This window comes from Clostridium sp. C1 (assembly GCF_018223625.1).
In the GTDB taxonomy this organism is placed as follows: domain Bacteria; phylum Bacillota_I; class Bacilli_A; order Erysipelotrichales; family Coprobacillaceae; genus Allocoprobacillus.
Map to the genome: position 1 here is coordinate 2,877,454 of NZ_CP073631.1, position 23,039 is coordinate 2,900,492.

A 23,039-nucleotide genomic window follows, 5' to 3' on the forward strand; every position below is an offset into this window, starting at 1 on the left:
AATGGATGATTATTTCTGATATTCATGGATCTTATGATGATTTAAAAAAAGTGATGGAGATTTATGAAGAAGAAAAGATGGAAAAGTTGATTATATTAGGCGATATATTATATCATGGACCAAGAAATCCTTTACCGGAAGGTTATCAGCCTCAAAAGGTTATAAACCTACTGAATCAATATAAGGATAAGATTATGGCAGTTAGAGGTAACTGTGATGCAGAAGTAGATCAGATGGTTTTGGAATTTCCTATGCGTGGGGATTATAGTGAATTATATGCTGATGGGTATCGCTTCTTTTTAACGCATGGACATTTATATGATGAAACACATTTACCAATGTTACACAGTGGAGATATTTTTATGTATGGTCATTTTCATAAACCTGTTTTAAAGAAAGAAAATGGTATTGTTTTATTGAATCCTTCTTCTATATCTTTGCCTAAAGCTGGGCAGAAAAGTTTTGGAGTTTATGAAGATGGTGAATTAAAAATTGTTACTTTAGATAAAAAAGTGCTTCAAAGCATGAAATTATCATAAAAATATAAAAAAACCGTGAAATTAAATAAAAAGTATGGTATTTTTATATTGGTGAGGTGAGTTTATGGCAAAGTACAGAGATATTGCTGATGATATTCGTCAGAAAATAAAAAATCAAGAATATACTTTTGGTCAAAAACTCCCTTATGAGTATGTATTGTGTATGAGCTATCATTGTAATAAAGAAACAATGAAAAAAGCTTTAGATATTTTGGTTAAAGAAGGTTTGATTATTCGTAGACGTGGGGCTGGGACATTTGTGAAGGATTATGATCCAGCTATGGATAATCCAGTAAGTAAATTTGGACGTGGTTTGACTGAACAATATAAAGGGATTAAAGAAGTCACAAGCAATGTTCTAGAATTTGAAGTTGTTCCAGCAGATGAACTTTTATCAGAAAAATTACAAATAGATGTTGGAGATTTTGTTTATCATATTATAAGATTAAGGTTTTTAGATAAAGTTCCACATTTAATTGATATTACATATATTCCTATTAGTGTGATTCCAAATTTAAAATTACAACATCTTAAAGGTTCTATATATAGTTATATTGAAAATGTTTTAAAGCTAAAAATACAAAGCTGTCATTTAACTATACAAGCTGCTTTGTCAACCCCTTTAGAACAACAATATCTTGGATTGAAAGAAAATGAACCATATATTCAAGAAGAACAGATTTCATATTTAAGCAATGGTTCTATATTTGAATATACTTTATCAAGGCAGCATTATGCCCATTTTGAATTTCAAACTGTTATTATTCAACAATAAGCATGACTTTATTTTGTCATGTTTTTATATTAATAGAACAATTGTGCCGGAGAGTGTTTTTTTGAGATGTATTATGCTATAATGTAATCAAAAAGAAAGGAAAGATCATGATGAAGCGTATCACAACAGGAACAGAAAATTTTAAAGAATTCATGGATAAGAATTATTATTATGTTGATAAGACAATGCTTATAGATGATGTCTTAAGTGATAAGGTGATGTTGTATACAAGACCTAGACGTTTTGGGAAAACATTAAACATGAGTATGCTTTATTATTTCTTTTCTAATCAGGAAAAAGAGAATGCTTATCTTTTTGAGGGTTTGAATGTATCAAAACATCAACATCTCATGCTTCATCAAAATCAATATCCTGTTATTTTTCTATCGTTAAAAGATATGAATAATGATACTTTTGAAGATCAAATATACAAATTTTCATCTTTGATATCAAAAATTATAGATAAGTACGAAAATGTTTTGAATAGTAGAAGTATTAATGCAAGGCAAAAGAAAATCTTAAAGAAATATCAGAACTTAGAATCGAATCAAAATGAGTTGAAAGAGTCTTTATTTAATCTTTCAAATATATTCTATCAACATTATCATCAAAAAGTTATCATTCTCATAGATGAATATGATGTGCCTTTACAGAGTGCCTATCAACATGACTACTATGATGAAATGGTTGATTTTATAAGAAGTGTCTTTTCATCTGCTTTAAAAACCAATGATGCACTGGAAAGAGGAGTATTGACTGGTTGTCTTAGAATATCTAAAGAAAGCATCTTTACAGGTCTTAACAACTTTACAGTCAGAACCATCATGGATGTAGAAGCTTCTGATTGCTTTGGATTTACCCAAGAAGAAATTGATGAACTTTTGAAATACTATAATCTTATGGATAATCGTCAAGAGATGAAGGAATGGTATGATGGCTATCTGTTTGGAAAGACGGAAATCTATAATTCATGGAGTGCCTTGAACTATGTCAAGAAATTACTGAATGATGACCATTTTCAGGCTGTATCTTTCTGGGCGAATACCAGCAGCAATGATCTTGTTAAAACATATATCGAATATGCAACGATGACAATGAAGGAAGAATTTGAAAGACTAATCAATGGTCAAAGCATCATCAAGAAGATTGTTCCTGAACTGACGTATCGAGAAATGGACTTTCATAGTATTCAGACAATGAATGACAATGTCTATAGTTTTCTGTTGTTTACTGGTTATCTGAAAATCAAGAGTAAGGTTGATAATGATCATCCTTATACCTATGAACTTGTGATTCCTAATAAAGAAGTCAAATATATCTATGAAGATATCTTCATGAAATGGTTTGACAGTTATCAAAGAGAACGAAAGGGAAAGTTTATTGATAAGCTCATAAAAGGTGAAATGATTGAAGCTATAGATTTATTGAATGATGTGCTGGAATCAAGTATTAGTTATTATGATAGTCTGGAAAGTTTTTATCATGGTTTTATGGTAGGCTTTCTGCAGGAAACAGAATATGAAATACAGTCTAACAAAGAAAGTGGCGAAGGACGATTTGACATAGCTTTAGTACCAAGAAGAATCACAAGAGAATGTATTATTCTTGAATGTAAGCACAGTAAGAGTGTAGGAACATTAATACAGGATAGTCAAATTGCAGCTGACCAGATTGTTCAAAAGGGCTATCGTGAAATATTTATAAGACAGGGATATCCAAAAGTTTTAGGATTTGGTATCTCTTTTTATAAAAAACAGTGCTTTATCACTAAAGTAGACTGAGATCATTTGAGAGATGTCTTAATGTAGGTTTATGAAGGCATCTCTTTTTAGTGTATAAATATCTTCATTCTATGAAATACTTTCTACTTTCATCACTTCTACATATGTATGACATTTTCATATGACTATGATATAATGACAACAGAAATAATACATTGAAAGGAGCATGATCATAATGAAGCGTATCACAACAGGAACAGAAAATTTTAAAGAATTCATGGATAAGAATTATTATTATGTTGATAAGACAATGCTTATAGATGATGTCTTAAGTGATAAGGTCATGTTGTATACAAGACCTAGACGTTTTGGGAAAACATTAAACATGAGTATGCTTTATTATTTCTTTTCTAATCAGGAAAAAGAAAATGCTTATCTTTTTGAGGGTTTGAATGTATCAAAACATCAACATCTCATGCTTCATCAAAATCAATATCCTGTCATTTTTCTATCGCTAAAAGATATGAAAAGTCTAAACTATTTGGAACAAATACAACAATTTGCTTATATTATGAAGATCATCATTTTACAACATCTTAATCTTTTTGATAGTCCATTGATTGATGAATCCGATAAAAAGACTTTGAATGATTTAAGATTTTTAAGAGCGGATCCTATACAGTTAAAAAATTCATTAAGTATGCTATCTAGATGTTTATATCAGCATTATCATCAAAAAGTCATCATTCTCATAGATGAATATGATGTGCCTTTACAGAGTGCCTATCAACATGACTACTATGATGAAATGGTTGATTTTATAAGAAGTGTCTTTTCATCTGCTTTAAAAACCAATGATGCACTGGAAAGAGGAGTATTGACTGGTTGTCTTAGAATATCTAAAGAAAGCATCTTTACAGGTCTTAACAACTTTACAGTCAGAACCATCACGGATGTAGAAGCATCTGATTGCTTTGGATTTACCCAAGAAGAAATTGATGAACTTTTGAAATACTATAATCTTATGGATAATCGTCAAGAGATGAAGGAATGGTATGATGGCTATCTGTTTGGAAAGACGGAAATCTATAATTCATGGAGTGCCTTGAACTATGTCAAGAAATTACTGAATGATGACCATTTTCAGGCTGTATCTTTCTGGGCGAATACCAGCAGCAATGATCTTGTTAAAACATATATCGAATATGCAACGATGACAATGAAGGAAGAATTTGAAAGACTAATCAATGGTCAAAGCATCATCAAGAAGATTGTTCCTGAACTGACGTATCGAGAAATGGACTTTCATAGTATTCAGACAATGAATGACAATGTCTATAGTTTTCTGTTGTTTACTGGTTATCTGAAAATCAAGAGTAAGGTTGATAATGATCATCCTTATACCTATGAACTTGTGATTCCTAATAAAGAAGTCAAATATATCTATGAAGATATCTTCATGAAATGGTTTGACAGTTATCAAAGAGAACGAAAGGGAAAGTTTATTGATAAGCTCATAAAAGGTGAAATGATTGAAGCTATAGATTTATTGAATGATGTGCTGGAATCAAGTATTAGTTATTATGATAGTCTGGAAAGTTTTTATCATGGTTTTATGGTAGGCTTTCTGCAGGAAACAGAATATGAAATACAGTCTAACAAAGAAAGTGGCGAAGGACGATTTGACATAGCTTTAGTACCAAGAAGAATCACAAGAGAATGTATTATTCTTGAATGTAAGCACAGTAAGAGTGTAGGAACATTAATACAGGATAGTCAAATTGCAGCTGACCAGATTGTTCAAAAAGGCTATCGTGAAATATTTATAAGACAGGGATATCCAAAAGTTTTAGGATTTGGTATATCATTTTATCGAAAACAATGTTATATAACAAAATGTAAAGATTGATATTTTAGTAAAACAAGTCACCTATCTTAATTGTAATGACTTGTTTTTTATTTGTAAAACCATGAAAATATATAAATTTGGAATAAAAAAATAAGTAAAATAAACTAAAAATAAAGTAAAAATATTAATTAAAACCACATTTTATTGGAAAAGTACCATACTTTTCATATAAAAGCATTGACTTTTATATGAAAAGAATTTATACTTATATTGTCAAAAATATTTTAAGGGAGGAAAAATTTTATGGATGCTTTTGCTGATAAGCTAGGGCGTATTGGAGCTTGGTGCGGTCAAAACAAGTACTTAGGTTCAATTAAAAATGCGTTCCAAAACTTTATGCCAGCAACTATCGCTGGTGCCATTGGGGTTTTATGGACAAACGTATTGGTTAACAGTTCAAGCGGTTTAGGAGCTTTATGGGAACCAATCATGGCTTTAGAAGTTGTTAACCCTGTATTTGCTGCAATTCAATTTGCAACTATTTCATGTATCGCTATTGGTGTAGTTATGTTAGTTGGGCAAGAAATTGCTGAAGCTAATGGTGAAACTGGTGCTTTCCCAGCAGTATTATCATTTATTGCTTGGTTAGTTGTTACTCCAAATAGTAACTCTGTAGCAGGTTTAGGTCTTACTGACGCTGCTGGTGCTGCTGTTACAAAATTAGTAGATGGAGAAAGCGTAGCTGTTACAATTGGAGAAAAATTAGGTGATTTAACTCCAGCTGCATTCTCTGGTATTAGTGCTAACTATACAGGAGCTACTGGTTTATTTACTGCATTAATCGTTGGTATCTTAGCTATGGAAATTTATGGATGGTTAAGAAAACAAGATGCATTAAAAATTAAAATGCCTGAACAAGTACCTCCAGGTGTTTCTCGTGCATTCGAAGTTTTAATTCCAGCATTCTTAATGTTAGCTATCGTTGGATTAATTGGTCATGTTGCATACTTAGCAACTGGTAAATATTTAAATGACTTAATTTCTTATTACATTCAACAACCATTAACTAATATTATTGGTGGTAATATCTTTGCAGTGTGCTTAATGTATGTATTAATCTCATTATTCTGGTTAGTTGGTATTCATGGTAACAACATGATGGCAGCTGTTAAGGAACCAATCTTCAAACCTATGTTATATGCAAATACTGCATTATTTACAAATGGTGAAACAATGCCTTTAACTGCTGAAATCAAAGCTCATGGTTGGTATCAATTAAACTTAGGTATGTTAGTAATGTTTGGTGAATTCGGTGGTTCTGGTGTTACTATCGGTTTAGTTATTGCAATCTTTATCTTTGGTAAACGTGCTGATAACCGTGCAATCGCTACATTATCAGTTGTTCCTGGATTATTCAATATTAACGAAACAGTAACATTTGGTATTCCATTAGTATTGAACCCAATCTTAGGTATTCCATTTATCGTTGCTCCAGTAGCAAGTATCGTTTTAGGTTATGTATTAACACTTATGGGAATCATGCCTATCGTTGTACTTGAAGTTCCTTGGACAATGCCACCAGTATTCTATGGATTCTTAGCAACAGGTGGTAACCCAATGGGTGCTGTATGTCAAATTTTAGCAGTAGTTTTAGTAACTCTTATCTACATTCCATTTGTTATCTTCTATGAAAGATATCAAAATAAACAAGCTGCTGAAGCTGAATAAGATTTAAATTGAAAATAAAAGGTTGTGCTAAAATAGTTTATCTATTAATAGCATCAACCTTTTTTCATTTAAAATTTTGATCTGAACATTCATAATTTATAAAGGAGAAGAAAATGAGATTTCCAGAAAACTTTTTATGGGGTGGTGCAGTCACTGCTCACCAAAGTGAAGGTGCATATGATATTGATGGAAAGTTGCCTTCAGTATGTGATTTATTGGCTAGAGATGATGCTTCAAATTTTCATGATGGTGTAGATAGTTATCATCGCTATGATGAAGATTTTGCGTTATTTGAAGAAATGGGATTTAAAAGTTATCGTTTTTCGATAGATTGGTCAAGAGTGATGCCAGATGGTTTTCATTTCAATGAAGAAGGAATGGCATTTTATGATCGCTTTATTGATAGTATGATTGCTCATGGAATGGAACCTATTTGTTCTTTATATCATTTTGAAATGCCGATGGTATTATATGAAAAATATAATGGGTTTTATTCACGCATTGTCGTTGATCAATTTATTAAATATGCCTATAAAATGATTGATAGATATGGTGATAGAGTCAAAAAATGGATTTCTTTTAATGAGCATAATGGAATTTTATTGGATGGTCATAAATTAGCATATGGGGCCATTTGCCCTGAGGGGGTTAAGGAAGAATTGTTTTTCCATCAATTGATGCATAATTCATTATATGCACATGCTAAAGTGACTGAAAAGGTTCATACAATTGAAAATGCTTTAATGTTAGGTATGGTTTTGTATATTCCTCACTATAGTGCATCTTGTCATCCTATGGATGAATTGGCAGCAAGAAATCATATGGCAAAAACAAATGTTTTTTTGGATGTATTTGTTCATGGTGAATATAGTCCTTATTTTTTAAAGAAGATGAAACATGATCAAACAATGCCTGTTATGGAAGATAATGATTTGAAAATAATGAAGGAAAATACGGTGGATTGGATTTCTTTAAGTTATTATAACAGTGATATTGTACAGTACGATTCTCATCATTCATATCATATCCTCAATAATCCATGTTTAGAAGTATCTCAGTGGAATTGGTCAGTTGATCCTGTGGGTCTTCGCATCGCTTTAAGAGATATTTATGAAAAGTATCGTTTACCAGTTATGGTGGTTGAGAATGGTTTGGGTGTTGAAGATATTTTTGAAAATGGAACAGTCATAGATGATAAAAGAATAACCTATCTTGATGCACACATTAAGCAAGTTGGAAAAGCTATTGAAGAAGGTGTGGATTGTAGAGGTTATCTTGTTTGGGGTCCTATTGATATATTATCATCACAAGCAGATATGAATAAACGTTATGGAATGATTTATGTGAATAGAGATAATAATAATCTAAGAGATATGAATAGATATAAGAAAAAATCTTTTGAATGGTATAAAAATGTTATCCATTCAAATGGTGGATTAATTGATGATGAATAAAATATATAAAATGTAAGATAAGAGAAATTTTTAAATTGTTATTTATGTCAATATCATGTATAATAGACAAGGAAAGTGGGGATTTTTATGGAAGAAGTAAAAACGTTCAAATATAGAATCAATACTGCAACAATTATTTTTTTAGCAGCATTAGTTTTTTATACATTATTTACTGCATTTACACAAGATTTACAAACAGTTCTTATTATTGGGATCTTTACTATTCTTTGCTTTGTCGTTTTCATTGGTATGCGTCCATATAAATATTCAATTGAAAAAAAGGAATTAACAATTCATTATGCTTTATGGAAAAACAGTCATGTTGATTTAATGCATTGTGAAACTATTTGTGATCCTGTTCCAAGATGGGCAGATTTAGTGACAAGACCACATGCTATTGAAATTTATACTGATACAAAGAAAAGGTATTGTTTCTTCCCTAAAGAAAGAGTGGAATTCGTACATGAAGTCGTAAAAGCAAATAAAAGAATCCATTGTACGGTTAAAGAGTATACAGATGTATATCGTATTTTGGAAAAGAAAGATCGTAAAGAAAGACGTAAAGCAGAAAAGAAAGCTGCAAAAGAAGCACGATCTCAAAAATAAATTCTATATAAGAGCAATAGGGATTTTGATATTAAATGTCGAATCCTTTTTTTATTGGTTTTACTATCATGAATTAGTAAATATGATCACTCATTTTTAAATTATGTTATCTATTTATAATTTATAGAGATAATGTGTTTTAAAGGATTTAATGTATAGGTTAAAATTATGTAAAGAGTTATCTGTCAAAATGAATGGAATGTTAAAATCATTTAAAAGTATAATTAAATATTATTTGTGTTATAAATTTAACGATTCTTAATGAAGAATAATGCTTTGAGTATTATGTAAAGAATGACTAAAAAGAAAGATAGTATATCATAATATTTATAATAAGCAAATATTGTGCTATATTTGTCTTAGAAAAAGATTTTTAAACTTTTTTGTCTAAATAGGAAGTAAAATGAAGCGTTTATTGCGTATATATATAATAGAGGGACATTTCTTGGATTGTTTTATGACTCCTTAAATATTGATGTTGTTGTTAACTATAAAAATCAAAAAAGGAAAAAATAATGGAAAAGAAACCTGTAAAAATTGTTACAATTGGTGGAGGAAGTAGCTATACACCAGAATTAATGGAAGGATTCATTAAAAGATACAATGAACTTCCAATTAAAGAAGTTTGGTTAGTTGATATTGAAGATGGAAAAGAAAAACTTGAAATCGTTGGAGCGATGGCTCAACGTATGTGGGATACTTCACCATATGATGTCAAAGTGCATTTGACTTTAGACCGTAGAGAAGCGTTAAAAGATGCAGACTTTGTGACGACTCAATTTAGAGTTGGACTATTAAATGCCCGTGTGAAAGATGAAAGAATTCCTTTCTCATATGGCATGTTAGGTCAGGAAACAAATGGTGCTGGAGGAATCTTTAAAGCTTTTAGAACAAATCCAGTGATTTTAAGCATTGTCGAAGACATGAAAGAATTATGTCCAGATGCATGGTTAATTAACTTTACAAATCCAATTGGAATGGTCACTGAAGCTGTTATGAAATATGGAAAATGGGATAAAGTGATTGGATTATGTAATGTTCCTGTAGGAGCAATGATGAAAGAACCAGAAACAATTGGAAAAACTTTAGACCAGTTAACATACAAATTTGCTGGATTGAATCATTTCCATTGGCATAAAGTTTTTGATGAACATGGAAATGAAGTTACACAACAAATCATTGATGCTATCTATGATCCAGATGTTGATGATGGAATACCAAAGAATATCTTTAATGTGAAGTTCTTTAAAGAACAGCTCGATACAATGCAAATGATTCCATGTGGATATCATAGATATTATTATCGTCAAGAAGAAATGTTGAAACATGGACTTGAAGAATACAATACAATTGGAACAAGAGCATAACAGGTCAAACAAACTGAAGAAGAATTGTTTGAATTATATAAAAATCCTGATTTAGATCATAAACCAGAACAATTAGCAAAACGTGGCGGAGCACATTATAGTGATGCTGCCTGTGAAACAATTGCATCTATCTATGCTAATAAGAATACACATATTGTTGTCACAACAAGAAACAATGGAGCAGTCCCTGATTTACCAGCTGAAGCAGCTGTAGAAGTTTCTTCATTTATTGGAGCTACAGGAGCAGGAGCGATTGCCTTTGGACCATTGCAACCAGCAGAAAGAGGATGGTTACAATGCATGAAAAATATGGAATGGTGTGTAGAAGAAGCAGCTGTTACAGGAGATTATGGAAAAGCATTACAGGCATTTATTTTAAATCCACAGATTCCATCAGGAGCCACAGCAAAAAGAGTATTAGATGAATTATTACTTGCCCATAAAAAATACTTACCACAATTTGCAGATAAGATTGCCGAGCTTGAAGCAGAAGGTGTAACAATCAAAGATGATGTTGCAAGAGAATTAACTGAACAAGGATTATAATCATAATAAAAGACAGTAGGAGTCAAATCTTACTGTTTTTTATTGAAATAAATAATATTTTAAAAACAAAGTTAGAATATTGAAATTTTATTTTAATAAGTGTATGATTTTTTTTGAGGTGATGATGATGTATGCAATTGGAATCATGTCGGGTACATCTATGGATGGAATTGATACTGTTTTAGTGGATATTGATGGGTTTGGCATGGAAACAAAGATGAAAGTTATAGGTTATCATGAGTATCCTATGCCAATAGATATGAAAGAGAAAATTAAAAAACATGTGATGAAAAGAATTCTTGTGTTGATGAGATATGTAGTTTGAATTTTGAATTGGGGTATTTGTTTGTTGAGGCTGTGAGAATTTTGCTTAAAAAATATGATGTAGCACAAAAAGATATTTCTTTTATTGCGACACATGGTCAAACTATCTACCATATTCCTTTTTTGAAAAATCAATTAATACCATCCACACTACAGATAGGAGAACCAGCTGTGTTGGCATATGAGTTGAATACCACAGTGGTTTCTAATTTTAGGGTCATGGATATGGCTGCAGGTGGACAAGGGGCACCATTAGTACCTTATAGTGAATATTTGTTATATAGTGAACCATGCAAGAATATTGCCTTGCAAAATATTGGTGGTATTGGCAATGTGACATTGTTAGTGGGACAAGATATTGATGCGATTCAGGCTTTCGATACGGGACCAGGTAATATGATGATTAATGAAGCGTGTCGTCAGCTTTATCGTTTAGAATATGATGATCAAGGAAAAATTGCAGCCAAGGGACATACTATAGATGGACTTTTGAATATGTTGATGAAGCATCCTTATATGTCAAAAAAGCCACCAAAATCTACTGGTAGAGAAGATTTTGGAGAAAATTATGTTCAACAGCTTTTACATCATTATAAGTATGAAAAAGCAGAAGATATTATAGCAACATTGACTTATTTTACGGCAAAATCTATAGCGTATCATTATCAACGTGATATTTTGCCAAATTATCCTTTAGATAAAGTTGTAATTGGTGGCGGTGGTAGTCATAACTTGACATTAATGAATATGATTCGTCAAGAATTATCACCTGTGAAAGTTTACACACAAGATGAAATGGGCTATTCAAGTGATGCAAAGGAAGCCATCGCATTTGTGATTATGGGAAATGAAACATTGCATCACCATTTTTCTAATGTAAAAAGTGCCACTGGCGCAAAAGACTATGTCGTATTAGGAAATATCACACCTAAACCTAGATAATTTCTAGTAATTTTCTTTTTTGATTGATATAATAAATATTAGGTGATGATATTGTGAATTGTTTAGTACAGATAAGGGAAGCTCAAAAAAGTTATACAACAACAGAGAAAATAATTGCTGAATATATTTTGGAACATGCTCATGATATATTAAATGATTCAGCACAGGAGTTGGGGAAGAAAACACAGACTTCTGCAGCTGCAGTTATCCGTTTTTCTAAAAAACTAGGTTATAAAGGATTTAGTGATTTAAAAATCAGTTTAGCAGGATCTCAACAAAATGAAGAAGAAAATATTGATGCTGTTTTAGAGGAAACAGATGATCTTTCAACATTGATTCATAAATGTTGTCAATTGAATATTTCAACTGTTCAAAAAACATATCAGATGATTAATGAAAAGAATTTACAAAAAGCTATTGAATATATTATCAATGCTCAAACTGTCTATTTATTTGGAGTAGGTAGTTCTGCCATTGTGGCTTATGATTTTTCACAAAAACTAATTAGAATAGGTAAGAAAGCTATCTACAACTCAGATATTCATGTTCAAATGACATTTGCAGAAAGCATGAGTCCAAATGATGTGGCTGTTTTTATTAGTTACTCTGGAATGACAACAGGATTAACAGGAATGGCTAAAAAGCTTAAGTCCGATGGTATACCATGTATTTCTATTACACAGAATTCTAAGAATATTGTAGCGAAAAATTCAACTGTTAATCTTTTTGTACCTCTAGAAGAGAAAGAAATTAGAATTGGAGCAATTTCGTCAAGAACAGCTTCTTTAGTTATGACGGATCTTTTATACTATGGTGTTTATAAGAACGATTTACAAGATAATAAAGATAAGCTTTTAGAAACAAAAGATCTTGTTTCTAGATTGTTGAAATAAAAATTAATAAGTATTATATTCAAATAAAAGTCTAAGGGTATTCTTTAATGATAAAAAGAGTACCTTTTTTGATGTTAGAAAATATTTAGTGGGATGATTTTTAATTGGTTAGTTTGTGAGCAAAGATATATCATGTTTCTTATAGGAGAATATTTTTATAGGATTTATTAAAATATAATTTCAAATATTTAAAATATATATTGAAATCATATTTTAATAATGATATAATAATTTTGGAAGGAGAGGGGAGAATAAATGAAATTAAATGCCTTGGATACAGAACAGATAAATAAAGAATCTTTACATATTGATGAAATGGATACGTTAGATATTTTGAAAGTCATCAATAATGAAGATCAAAAAGTTGCTATAGCAGTAAAAGACGTCTTACCTAAAATTGCAGAAGCTGTAGATTGTATCTATGAGAAGATGAGTTGTGGTGGCAGATTGATTTACATAGGTGCGGGAACATCAGGAAGATTAGGAATTTTAGATGCTTCTGAGTGTCCTCCAACATATGGAGTCGAACCTACTCTTGTCCAGGGATTGATCGCAGGTGGAAAAGAGGCATTAACAACAGCTATTGAAGGTGCTGAGGATTCACAAGAGCTGGCCATTCTTGATTTGAAATCAATCGAACTCAATGAAAATGATGTTGTTTGTGGAATTGCTTCATCTGGAAGAACACCATATGTTATAGGTGGATTAATTTATGCAAAACAAAAAGGGTGTTCAACAATCTCGATATGTTGTGTTCATCAAGGGGAGCTTTCGCAATATGCTGATTATCCAATTGAAGTTATTGTAGGACCGGAAGTTGTTACAGGTTCAACAAGAATGAAATCTGGTACAGCACAGAAGCTGGTTTTAAATATGCTTTCAACAACATCGATGATTAAGATGGGAAAAGTATATGGGAATTTAATGGTTGATGTTCAACCAACAAATGAGAAATTAAGATTAAGAGCTATTAATATTGTTCATCAAGCAATCGATATCCCGGAAGAAGATGCAAAAAAATTATTGAAGGAAAGTCATTATAATGTAAAAGTTGCTATTCTTAGGGGATTGACAGGAAAAACAGAAGAAGAATGTTTAGAAGCTTTAAAAAATAATAATGAAAATATTAGCTTTGCAGTCAAACATCTTAAATAAAGGAGTCTATAAAATGAGAAAATATGTGGTTAAGGATGCAAATAATAAAAAATATAAAAATGTTTTTGGTGTAACTGATTATGATATACCTATGTTTGGATTTAAAAGTGCAATATTTATTACTGCTATGACACTTTTATCGTTGATTATTTGCATTAATGTATGTGTTGCGTTGCATATTGATTATCGTTTACCAAATGCAATTATTACTGGAATTGTATGTGGGTTTAGTGTAGCTTTTTCACAGTTTTTTATTGAAACGAAAAAAGGAATTTGTAAAGATTTTTTGATTGTAGGATGTTTATTTGGTTGTGTTGCTTTTTTCATTATTTTATTATTTAAATAATTAGGAGGATTAAAATGTTTGAGAAAATTTCGAAATTGATCGAAGGTCGTTTAGCAGGACCTTTGGAAAAATTATCAAATCAAAGACATTTAAGAGCGATTCGTGATGGTATCATTGCGACATTACCATTAATTATTGTAAGTTCATTATTGATGGTTATTGCATTTTCTTATAATCAAATGCCAGAATCATGGGGTATTAGACAAGTAATTCAAGATAATGCCGTAGCTATTTTGTTGCCATATAGAATGTCAATGTATATTATGACATTATATGCTGTTTTTGGTATTGGGTATTCATTAGCTAAATCATATGATTTAGATGGATTAAGTGGAGCTATTTTAGCTGAATTAACTTTCTTATTAACTATTGTACCTGTTTCAATACCTGATGTTACTGAATCTATTTCAGCTTTAGCAGAAACAAATGCAGAATTAAGTACATTCCTTAGTGCTTTGCCATCAGGATATGTTATACCAGCAGAATACTTAGGATCAGCTGGAATGTTTATTGGTATCATCTCAGCTTTTATTGGTGTAGAAATTTATCGTTTTACACAAGTCAAAGGATTTAAGATTACGATGCCTGCTGCTGTACCACCAGCTGTTGCTCGTTCATTTGAATCATTAACACCAACAATTATAATTATTTTAGGTGTTTCAACAATCACTATGTGGTTGGGAATAAATGTACATCAATTAGTTGGTAATTTGATTAAACCATTAATTAGTGTTACAGATACATTACCATCTACGTTGTTAATTATTTTCTTAATTATGTTCTTCTGGTCTTTTGGAATTCATGGGGATTCAGTTGTCAGTTCATTGGCAAGACCAATTTGGTTGATTTTATTAGATCAAAATACAGCTGCTGTTGCATCAGGTGGAGTCGCTACACATATTGGTGTAGAACCATTTTTACAATGGTTTGTACATATTGGAGGGTCAGGAGCTACTTTAGGTTTAGCAATCTTATTCTGTGTAAAAGCAAAATCTAAATATGGAAAAACATTAGGAAGAACAACAATTTTACCATCAATATTTAATATTAATGAACCTATGATTTTTGGTGCTCCAATAGTATTAAATCCAATGTTATTAATACCATTTATTGTAACACCTCTTATTTTGGCAACAATTGCTTGGATAGCAACTGCTATGAATTTAGTGAATTGTGCAGTTACTATTGCTCCATGGACATTACCAGGACCTATTGGTGCTTATTTGGCTTGTGGTGGTGATTGGAGAGCTGCAGTATTGAATGTCATATTAATTATTATTTCAATTATTATTTATTATCCATTCTTTAAAATGTATGATAACGAATTATTAGCAGAAGAAAAAGAAGCACCAGCAGAATAGAGAAGAAGGATTTTCCTTTTTCTCTTTATCTTTAATAATGTATAGGAGAGAAATATGAAATATATAGGAATAGATGGTGGCGGAACAAAGACCAAATTTTCTCTATTTAATGAAGAGGGAAAAAAAGAAAAAGATGTATTAAAACCGACAGTTCATATTTTAAATCAATCTGAGGAGAAATGTGTTCAATATTTAAAGGAAGGCGTAAATGAATTGGATCCAGACCAAAATTGTTATGTAGTTGCAGGATTGGCTGGATATGGACAACAAAAAGAATTACGTGATAAAATTCAGAATGTCTGCAATCGTGCATTTGGTAAAAGACAATTTTCTTTATATAATGATGTCGAAATTGCTGTTCAAGGTGCATTAAATGGAGAAGATGGAATTGTAGTCATTGCTGGAACAGGATCTATTGCTCTTTCGAATATTAATCATAAATTTAAAAGATGCGGGGGCTGGGGATATCAATTAGGAGATGAAGGAAGTGCATTTTGGATTGTAAAAAAAATGTTATCTGTTTATTGTCGACAAATTGATGGACGCTTAGAAAAAACACAATTATATGATATTCTCAAAAAAGAATGTCGTTTGATAAATGATTATGACATAATCACATTTATGAATAACTTAAATAATGATCGTAGTTCTATCGCTTCGTTAGCTTATATAGCAGCAATGGCTGCTGATTGTGGAGATCCACATGTATTACAAATATATCAAGAAGCCGCTTATGAAATTAGTTTGCTTATCAGAACGTTAGCAAAAGAATTCAGTTCTCCCTTTAAGGTTTCTTATATAGGAGGAGTATTTAATGCTGGACACTATATATTAAATCCTTTAAAAGAACAATTAAAATTTTTACCTTGTGAACTTATATCTCCTATTCATTCACCAGAATATGGCGCATTTATGCTTGGAAAAATAGACAATTATAAAGAAAAGAGGAAATAAAATGGTAAAGAAAATTTTATGGGGAGGTGCAACTTCTTCAAGTCAATATGAAGGTGCTTATAAAGAAGGAGGTAAGGGTTTAGATACTCAAGATTGTCGTCCTTATCTTCCTAGAACAGAACAAGCAACAACAAAAACACGTTTATTAAGTTATGAAACTATAGAAAAATCAAAACAATGCCAAGGTGTTGGAAATTATCCTTTTCGTATGGGAAGTGATGGATATCATCATATAAAAGAAGATATAGCACTTATTAAAGAATTAGGATTAGATATTTATAGATTTTCAATTTCATGGGCAAGAATATTTCCTAATGGAGATGAAGAAGAAGCAAATGAAGAAGGATTGAAATTCTATGATGGAATTATTAAGTCGTTAAAAGAAAGTGGAATAAAAATCTTTTTGACAATGAATCATTATGCTGTTCCATTACATTTGGTAGAAAAGTATGGTGGTTGGACGAATAGAAAAATGGTTGATTTTTATTTTAAATTTGCTAAAACAATTATGAATCGTTGGAAAGATGATATTGATTTTTGGCTTCCTTTTAATGAAATAAATGCAGGATATTTTAGTCCTTATAATGGTGTTGGCTTGGTGAAGGAAGAAAACAAACCATATGATCAATCACTTGTTTTCCAATCATTACATCATCAATTCTTAGCGAGTGCCAAAACAATTGAGTATGGTAAAAAAATTGTTAAAGGACAATTTGGGTGTATGATTTCTTGTTTCTGCTATTATCCGTTGACTGCTAAGCCTGAAGATAATATGAAACTTGTTCATGATGAAAATGTCAATCAATGGTTTTGCTCAGATGTATTAGCTAGAGGATATTATCCTTACTATATGAAACGTTTTTTTAAAGAAAGAAATATTCATGTTCATATGGAACCTGAAGATGAAGAATTACTATTAAACAATACATGTGACTTTGTTTCATTCTCATATTATTCTTCAAGTGTGGTAACAATAGAAGAAGCACCTCAAACTGCTGGTAATTTAGTTGTAACAACAAAAAATCCTTACTTAAAAGCTACAGATTGGGGTTGGCAAATTGATCCTATTGGTATGAGAATTACTTTAAATAAAGTATATGATCGTTATCAAAAACCAGTTATGGTATCTGAAAATGGTTTGGGTACACATGATGTTTTAGAAAAGGATTTTACTGTGCATGATACTTATCGTATTGAGTATTTGAAACAACACTTTAATCAAATTTTAGAAGCAGTTGAAGATGGTGTGGATGTATTAGCATACTGCATGTGGGGAATTATTGATATTGTGTCAGCAGGAAGTTGTGAAATGGAAAAAAGATACGGTGTCGTATATGTAGATGCTGATAACGAAGGAAATGGAGATTATAGCCGATATAAAAAAGATAGTTTTTATTGGTATAAGACGTTTATTGAAAATCATTAATAAATATATTGAATAGAATAATAATTTTCAAAATAGTTATTGAATATTATGTTGTTATGTTCTATGAATAACAAGGATTATATGCTTCAATGATTTTGTTGACAAGAAGTGTATTTAACATTATTAATATTTATAAAATGTTAAGCTATATCACATGAACCGCCCCTGTCAAGTAGACAGGTGAAATAATTAAAAATGTTTTTGATGAAGTTGCCGAGGAGACAACTTCATTTTTCTTTATGCAGCTAATGTTGTATTACTTGTATAATGTTCTTGTTTATATTTTATGATTCTTTTATTTTCTAATATTGGATATTGATTTGGTGTTTGTAATGATAGTGCTTCTCTTCTCACTTCATATGGTGTCTTTACTCCAAATCTTCTTTGATATCTTTCATACATGTAATAATGAATCCAATCATCAATAGCCTTAATAAGTTCGTCCTTTGTGTTGTAATGTTTTCCATAATAATACATCTCACATTTCATGATTCCCCAAAAGCCTTCCATTGGTCCATTATCTATGCAGCAGTGAACTCTTGACATGCTTTGTGTCATTCCCTGCTCTTTAAGCATATTTACAAAGGCTGGACTTGTGTATTGATATCCTCCATCCGAATGACATAAAGGATGTGCATCTTTATTAGCTTGAATTGCTTTATCAAATGTATTAAAAACAAGAATATTATTATTGTGATTACCAACTTCATAACTGACGACTGTTCTATCATAGAGATCAAGAAATGCACTCAAATAAAGCTTATATTCATTATGTGGGCCATATTTGAATTCTGTGACATCAGTTACCCATTTTTCATTTGGTCTTGATGCATTGAAATCTCTATTAAGATTATTCTTAGCTGTGTTGTTATTTTTTCTAACTGTACAACTTCTTCGTTTAGGTCGAATGATGCTTTGAATACCTAATGTCCTCATGATCTTATAGATACGTTTGTCACTATAATGTCTATGATGATCTCTATTTATTCTATCAGCCATCATTCTATAACCTAATAATCCGTTATATTTTTTATGATATTCTTTGATCAGCTCAGCTATCTCTTCATTTTCCTTGTCTACAATACTCTTTTCATGATGAAGCCATTTATAATAGTTTGCACGTTTGACATCAAGTATTCTACACATAAGTGATATATTTGGTGTGTTTCCTTTATCTACTTCTTCTTCGCTAATTTCTTTGATTGCTTCATATTCTTCTTCATATTTGCTTTCTCTGTATATCGCCTTCTTTCTATCTCGTCCAATTTTTTTAACATTCTTACCTCCAATAGTGCCATTTCAAGTTCATATTCCTTTTGTTTGAGCTGTCGTTTTAATAAAGTCATTTCATCAACTTCTTCATCAGCTTTATGATGTCCACGTCTATCACCTAAACCATCTTCGCCTTTTTCCTTATACTTCTTGACCCAATTAAAGACATTAGCGTAAGTTGTTTCAAATACCTTAGCTGTTGTCTTATAGTCCAAATCATGTTCAAGACAATACTTTACAATTTCAATACGTTCTTCTTTATTTACTTTTCTGCTTTTCGCCATATAGATATCTTCTCCTCCAGGAATGTAATCCTTCAATTCCATATGACTATTATAATCTTTTATCCACTTTATGATAGTGCTATTAGAAGAAATATTATATTTTATTGCCAGATCATCTAATGAACCTTCGCCGTTTAAATAAGCATCTACAACCATCCGTTTAAATGTTTTAGTATATGCATTATTTGATTTTAAATCATCAAAAGCTGATTCACCAAAAGCATTGTATTTTTTAACCCATCTATAAACAACCATATTATTTGTGCCGATTTCATCAGCTAATGAATAAGTAGAACCTTCACCATTCAAATAACGTTTACATATTTCTATTTTTAGTTCTTTAGAATATTTGCTTTTTCTTCCCAATATAAAAACCTCCCGTATCAGTGTTTAATTATTTACACTGTCTACTAGGAGGTTATCATATCAACATCAGATATAGCTTTTTTAACATGTACGATATGTATTTTTAATATTTTTACAATATCTTGTTCATTTTCAATATCAAAAATATGTACTGTCAGATTATTTAGCTGTTGTGTGTTGCTTGATTGGATTTGGTTAACTGTCTCGTTAGATAATTGGTCAAGCTTTTGTGTCAGTAGTTTCATAAGTGTTGTGATGATACCTTCACTCTTGATCAGATTTTGATTGTCCTTGATAAGGAGAGAAGCATCAAAGAGGATGACATTAAGTTAGTCTACAAGATGGTCAAAGTGATAAAAATAATGCTTAATGCGAATATCAAACAGATTATCAAAATGAATCATAAAAATATCCTTCTCAATTATATATACGCAAAAAGAAGAGAAATTTCTTTTTATGATACAACTTTCAATCATATTACAACATAATGTTTTCTGTAAGCATATTTTTGGGTGTGAATAGTTTATAAATACAGCATAGGAAATCATATGATTTCAATTTCTTTTTATATGAATTATGTTAAAATAGAATGGTAAGGTGAGGTGATGACATGATTACACCAAAACATGTGGTTAAAAAGATTAAAGGAGATTATAGATTAATTGTTATTAGTGATATTCATGGACATTTAGATAGATTTAAGGCTTTATTGAAAAAAGTGAGATATACACCTGATGATTACCTTGTTATTCTAGGGGATTTTGTAGAAAAAGGAGACCAGGTTATTGATACCATTCATTTTATTGAAGAACTTGCACAAAGAGAGCGTGTTTTTATATTAATGGGAAATTGTGAGTGGGCATTAGATGCTTTGTTGACGGTGCCAGAACTAGCCAATCAGATTCCAGGATATCTGAAACGTGTTTCCAGCAATGGTTGTATACGTGAAGTCTATCATCGTCTACATTTAGATAATGGACATGAAACAATGTTAGGAGTTCAAAAACAGATTGCTGATTATCTGCATGATGAATTGGCTTTTATCTCTCATTTACCGGTAACTCTCAAATGGAATCAGTTTTTGTTTGTTCATGCGGGAGTTGAAAAGAGAAAAGATTACAAAAAGAGTTCTTTATCTTCGTTGTTAGAGATGAAATATTTTTATCATCAAGGTCATCTTTTAGATGAAGTGGTTGTTGTGGGACATTTACCAACATCTAATTACTATCCAGATCAAATATGTAATGATGTGATCATTGATGAAGATAAACGTATCATTTGTGTTGATGGAGGAACAGGTGTCAAGTCTATCTCACAGCTTAATGCTCTTATCATTGAATCTCAAGACGGTGTCATTCATTATTCACAGGATTATGTTCAACCTTTACCTTGTCATGAAGTTTTATATGATATTGATTCTATCAATAAAACAAAACATAAAATAGCATATCCTTATTTTGAAGTAGAAATCATTAAACATGGAGAACAATTTAATGATTGTTATCAAAAAGATACAAATCAATACTTGAAAATTAAAAATGAATTTTTATATTCAAGAGAAAATCATACATATTGTTTAGATGATTATACTGATTACTTTATTTCAGCTAAAAAAGGCGATCTGGTGAAAGTTGTTGGTATTTATGATCAATATGCCTATGTGATTCATCAAGGAGAAGTGGGATGGATTGAATTGAAGTGTATAAATCTGTAAAGTTGGTTCATACTTATATGGGTGATAAAAATGAATGAAGAAACATGTATTGAAGAATTATTGAATGGTTTAAATATGGGACTGGTAGCTATTGATCATTTGATTGATAAAATTGAAAATACACAATTGAGAGATATTGTTTTACATCAAAGGAAAGCTTATGGTGATTTGAAAAATAAGTTGACACGTGATTTTGCTTTGGCTGAAGACCGTATTAAAAACAAAATCATGTTGGAGTCTATGATTGAAATGAAAACATTGATGAGTGATGATCATAAAATTGTGAAAATGTTAATAGAAGGAAGCAATCAGTCGGTTATGACAATGACACATTTATTAAACAAAGAAAAGCATGTTGATTTAAAGGTGAAACAATATATTGATGAATTTGAAGATATTTCTCAAAAATATATTGATGAATTAAAACCATTTCTTTAAGATAAACTGTAATGTTGAATCATTGCAGTTTTTTTCATTTGAGAAGAAATACATTTATTTCATTATGAATGTACGTTATAATATGGAGTATAAAGAAAGAAGGGGAAATATGATTGAGATATGTCATCTGACCAAAGATTATGGAAATCATAGAGGTGTATTTGATATGAGTTTCCAGATTCATAAAGGGGAAATATTGGGAATTTTAGGTCCAAATGGAAGTGGGAAAACAACTATCATTAGGCATTTGATGGGATTTATCAAACCAGATCAGGGAACTGTTCAAATTCAAGGAAAAGATTGTTTTCAAGAGGCTGCTTTTATTCAACAAAATGTGGGTTACTTACCCGGTGAGATTGCTTTTATGGATGATATGACAGGAATGAATTTTATTCATTTGATTGCTAAACTTAAAGGTATTCATGATTTAAGTTATGCTCATTGGCTAATTAATTTTTTAGAACTCAATGCACAAGGGCAAATCAAAAGAATGTCTAAAGGAATGAAACAAAAAATAGGCTTAGTCATTGCATTGATGCATGATCCAGCTATTTTGATTTTAGATGAACCTACGAGTGGATTAGATCCTTTGATGCAAATGAAATTTATAGAATTAATGAAGAAAGCAAAACAACAAGGAAAAACGGTTTTTATGTCTTCTCATATTTTTGAGGAAATAGAAAATGTATGTAATCGCGTTGTGATTATTAAAGAAGGTCAAGTTGTGGCAATTGAAGATATGGAACATTTAAAGCATCATCGTTATAAGCATTATGAGATACAATTTCATTCTCTATTAGAAATGGAAAAGTTTATGTATCAACATCCTGATGCTAAAAGACATCAGCAAACTGTTTCATTACTTGTCAAAGGAAGTCCCGACCAATTGATTAAAGAATTATCAAGTTATACGATTGATGATTTTAATGTACAACCACAATCATTAGAAGAAATCTTTTTACAATATTATGGAGAGTGA

19 protein-coding genes and 2 pseudogenes are annotated in these 23,039 nt (G+C 30.9%); 18 read left to right on the forward strand and 3 right to left on the reverse strand.

Going from position 1 to position 23,039, the window contains the following annotated elements; genetic code table 11:
- Positions 1 to 5: 5 nt before the first annotated feature.
- The 15 genes and pseudogenes from yfcE (at position 6) to KEC48_RS15385 (ending at position 17,986) form a co-directional block, all read left to right on the forward strand.
- Complete coding sequence (gene yfcE / locus KEC48_RS15315) at positions 6 to 539, forward strand: phosphodiesterase (protein ID WP_349291063.1); 534 nt, start codon at positions 6 to 8, stop codon at positions 537 to 539.
- Between the two features lie 64 nt (positions 540 to 603).
- Positions 604 to 1,314, forward strand: a complete 711-nt coding sequence (locus KEC48_RS15320; protein WP_087358774.1) for a GntR family transcriptional regulator — start codon at positions 604 to 606, stop codon at positions 1,312 to 1,314.
- A gap of 107 nt (positions 1,315 to 1,421) precedes the next feature.
- Positions 1,422 to 3,095, forward strand: a complete 1,674-nt coding sequence (locus tag KEC48_RS15325) for an AAA family ATPase (protein ID WP_211963375.1) — start codon at positions 1,422 to 1,424, stop codon at positions 3,093 to 3,095.
- Between the two features lie 175 nt (positions 3,096 to 3,270).
- Positions 3,271 to 4,944, forward strand: a complete 1,674-nt coding sequence (locus KEC48_RS15330; RefSeq protein WP_211963376.1) for an AAA family ATPase — start codon at positions 3,271 to 3,273, stop codon at positions 4,942 to 4,944.
- 243 nt (positions 4,945 to 5,187) lie between these two features.
- Positions 5,188 to 6,612, forward strand: a complete 1,425-nt coding sequence (locus KEC48_RS15335; protein WP_211963377.1) for a PTS transporter subunit EIIC — start codon at positions 5,188 to 5,190, stop codon at positions 6,610 to 6,612.
- Positions 6,613 to 6,725: 113 nt separating this feature from the next.
- Positions 6,726 to 8,066, forward strand: coding sequence for a glycoside hydrolase family 1 protein (locus tag KEC48_RS15340; RefSeq protein ID WP_087360081.1), 1,341 nt, complete (start codon positions 6,726 to 6,728; stop codon positions 8,064 to 8,066).
- A gap of 87 nt (positions 8,067 to 8,153) precedes the next feature.
- On the forward strand, positions 8,154 to 8,672 hold the full coding sequence (locus tag KEC48_RS15345) for a hypothetical protein (protein WP_087360078.1): 519 nt from the start codon (positions 8,154 to 8,156) through the stop codon (positions 8,670 to 8,672).
- A gap of 515 nt (positions 8,673 to 9,187) precedes the next feature.
- Positions 9,188 to 10,585 (forward strand): annotated as a pseudogene (locus KEC48_RS15350) (6-phospho-beta-glucosidase).
- A 160-nt stretch (positions 10,586 to 10,745) separates the two neighbouring features.
- Positions 10,746 to 11,851, forward strand: a pseudogene (gene anmK / locus KEC48_RS15355) (anhydro-N-acetylmuramic acid kinase AnmK).
- A 53-nt stretch (positions 11,852 to 11,904) separates the two neighbouring features.
- Complete coding sequence (locus KEC48_RS15360) at positions 11,905 to 12,744, forward strand: MurR/RpiR family transcriptional regulator (protein ID WP_211963379.1); 840 nt, start codon at positions 11,905 to 11,907, stop codon at positions 12,742 to 12,744.
- 255 nt (positions 12,745 to 12,999) lie between these two features.
- Positions 13,000 to 13,899: an N-acetylmuramic acid 6-phosphate etherase gene (gene murQ / locus KEC48_RS15365; protein ID WP_211963394.1), complete on the forward strand. Its 900-nt coding sequence runs from the start codon at positions 13,000 to 13,002 to the stop codon at positions 13,897 to 13,899.
- Between the two features lie 13 nt (positions 13,900 to 13,912).
- Positions 13,913 to 14,245, forward strand: coding sequence for a hypothetical protein (locus tag KEC48_RS15370; protein WP_087360069.1), 333 nt, complete (start codon positions 13,913 to 13,915; stop codon positions 14,243 to 14,245).
- A 14-nt stretch (positions 14,246 to 14,259) separates the two neighbouring features.
- Positions 14,260 to 15,606 (forward strand): PTS transporter subunit EIIC, encoded by a 1,347-nt coding sequence (locus tag KEC48_RS15375; protein ID WP_087360066.1) that lies wholly within the window; start codon positions 14,260 to 14,262, stop codon positions 15,604 to 15,606.
- Positions 15,607 to 15,660: 54 nt separating this feature from the next.
- The gene (locus KEC48_RS15380) at positions 15,661 to 16,560 is read left to right on the forward strand and encodes a BadF/BadG/BcrA/BcrD ATPase family protein (RefSeq protein WP_087360063.1); all 900 of its coding nucleotides are present in this window, start codon (positions 15,661 to 15,663) and stop codon (positions 16,558 to 16,560) included.
- Position 16,561: 1 nt separating this feature from the next.
- Positions 16,562 to 17,986 carry a glycoside hydrolase family 1 protein gene (locus tag KEC48_RS15385; protein WP_087360059.1) on the forward strand — a complete coding sequence of 475 codons (1,425 nt, stop codon included), beginning with the start codon at positions 16,562 to 16,564 and terminating at the stop codon, positions 17,984 to 17,986.
- Between the two features lie 237 nt (positions 17,987 to 18,223).
- On the opposite strand, the gene KEC48_RS15390 is transcribed toward KEC48_RS15385, so the two are convergent.
- Genes KEC48_RS15390 through KEC48_RS15400 form a run of 3 tightly spaced genes read right to left on the reverse strand, consistent with a single transcriptional unit; the run spans position 18,224 to position 20,228 of the window.
- A complete protein-coding gene (locus KEC48_RS15390) occupies positions 18,224 to 19,276 on the reverse strand; it encodes an IS3 family transposase (protein ID WP_349291064.1) in 1,053 nt (350 codons plus the stop codon).
- A complete protein-coding gene (locus KEC48_RS15395) occupies positions 19,162 to 19,908 on the reverse strand; it encodes a helix-turn-helix domain-containing protein (protein WP_211962179.1) in 747 nt (248 codons plus the stop codon). The genes KEC48_RS15390 and KEC48_RS15395 overlap by 115 nt, the downstream gene beginning before the upstream one ends.
- A gap of 44 nt (positions 19,909 to 19,952) precedes the next feature.
- A complete protein-coding gene (locus KEC48_RS15400) occupies positions 19,953 to 20,228 on the reverse strand; it encodes a DUF4351 domain-containing protein (RefSeq protein ID WP_349291065.1) in 276 nt (91 codons plus the stop codon).
- A gap of 290 nt (positions 20,229 to 20,518) precedes the next feature.
- Between KEC48_RS15400 and KEC48_RS15405 the strand changes: the two genes are divergently transcribed.
- From KEC48_RS15405 to KEC48_RS15415, 3 genes are all read left to right on the forward strand, one after another.
- Positions 20,519 to 21,622 (forward strand): metallophosphoesterase, encoded by a 1,104-nt coding sequence (locus KEC48_RS15405; protein ID WP_087360232.1) that lies wholly within the window; start codon positions 20,519 to 20,521, stop codon positions 21,620 to 21,622.
- 30 nt (positions 21,623 to 21,652) lie between these two features.
- Positions 21,653 to 22,060, forward strand: a complete 408-nt coding sequence (locus KEC48_RS15410) for a hypothetical protein (protein ID WP_211963396.1) — start codon at positions 21,653 to 21,655, stop codon at positions 22,058 to 22,060.
- Between the two features lie 64 nt (positions 22,061 to 22,124).
- Complete coding sequence (locus tag KEC48_RS15415) at positions 22,125 to 23,039, forward strand: ABC transporter ATP-binding protein (RefSeq protein WP_249191380.1); 915 nt, start codon at positions 22,125 to 22,127, stop codon at positions 23,037 to 23,039.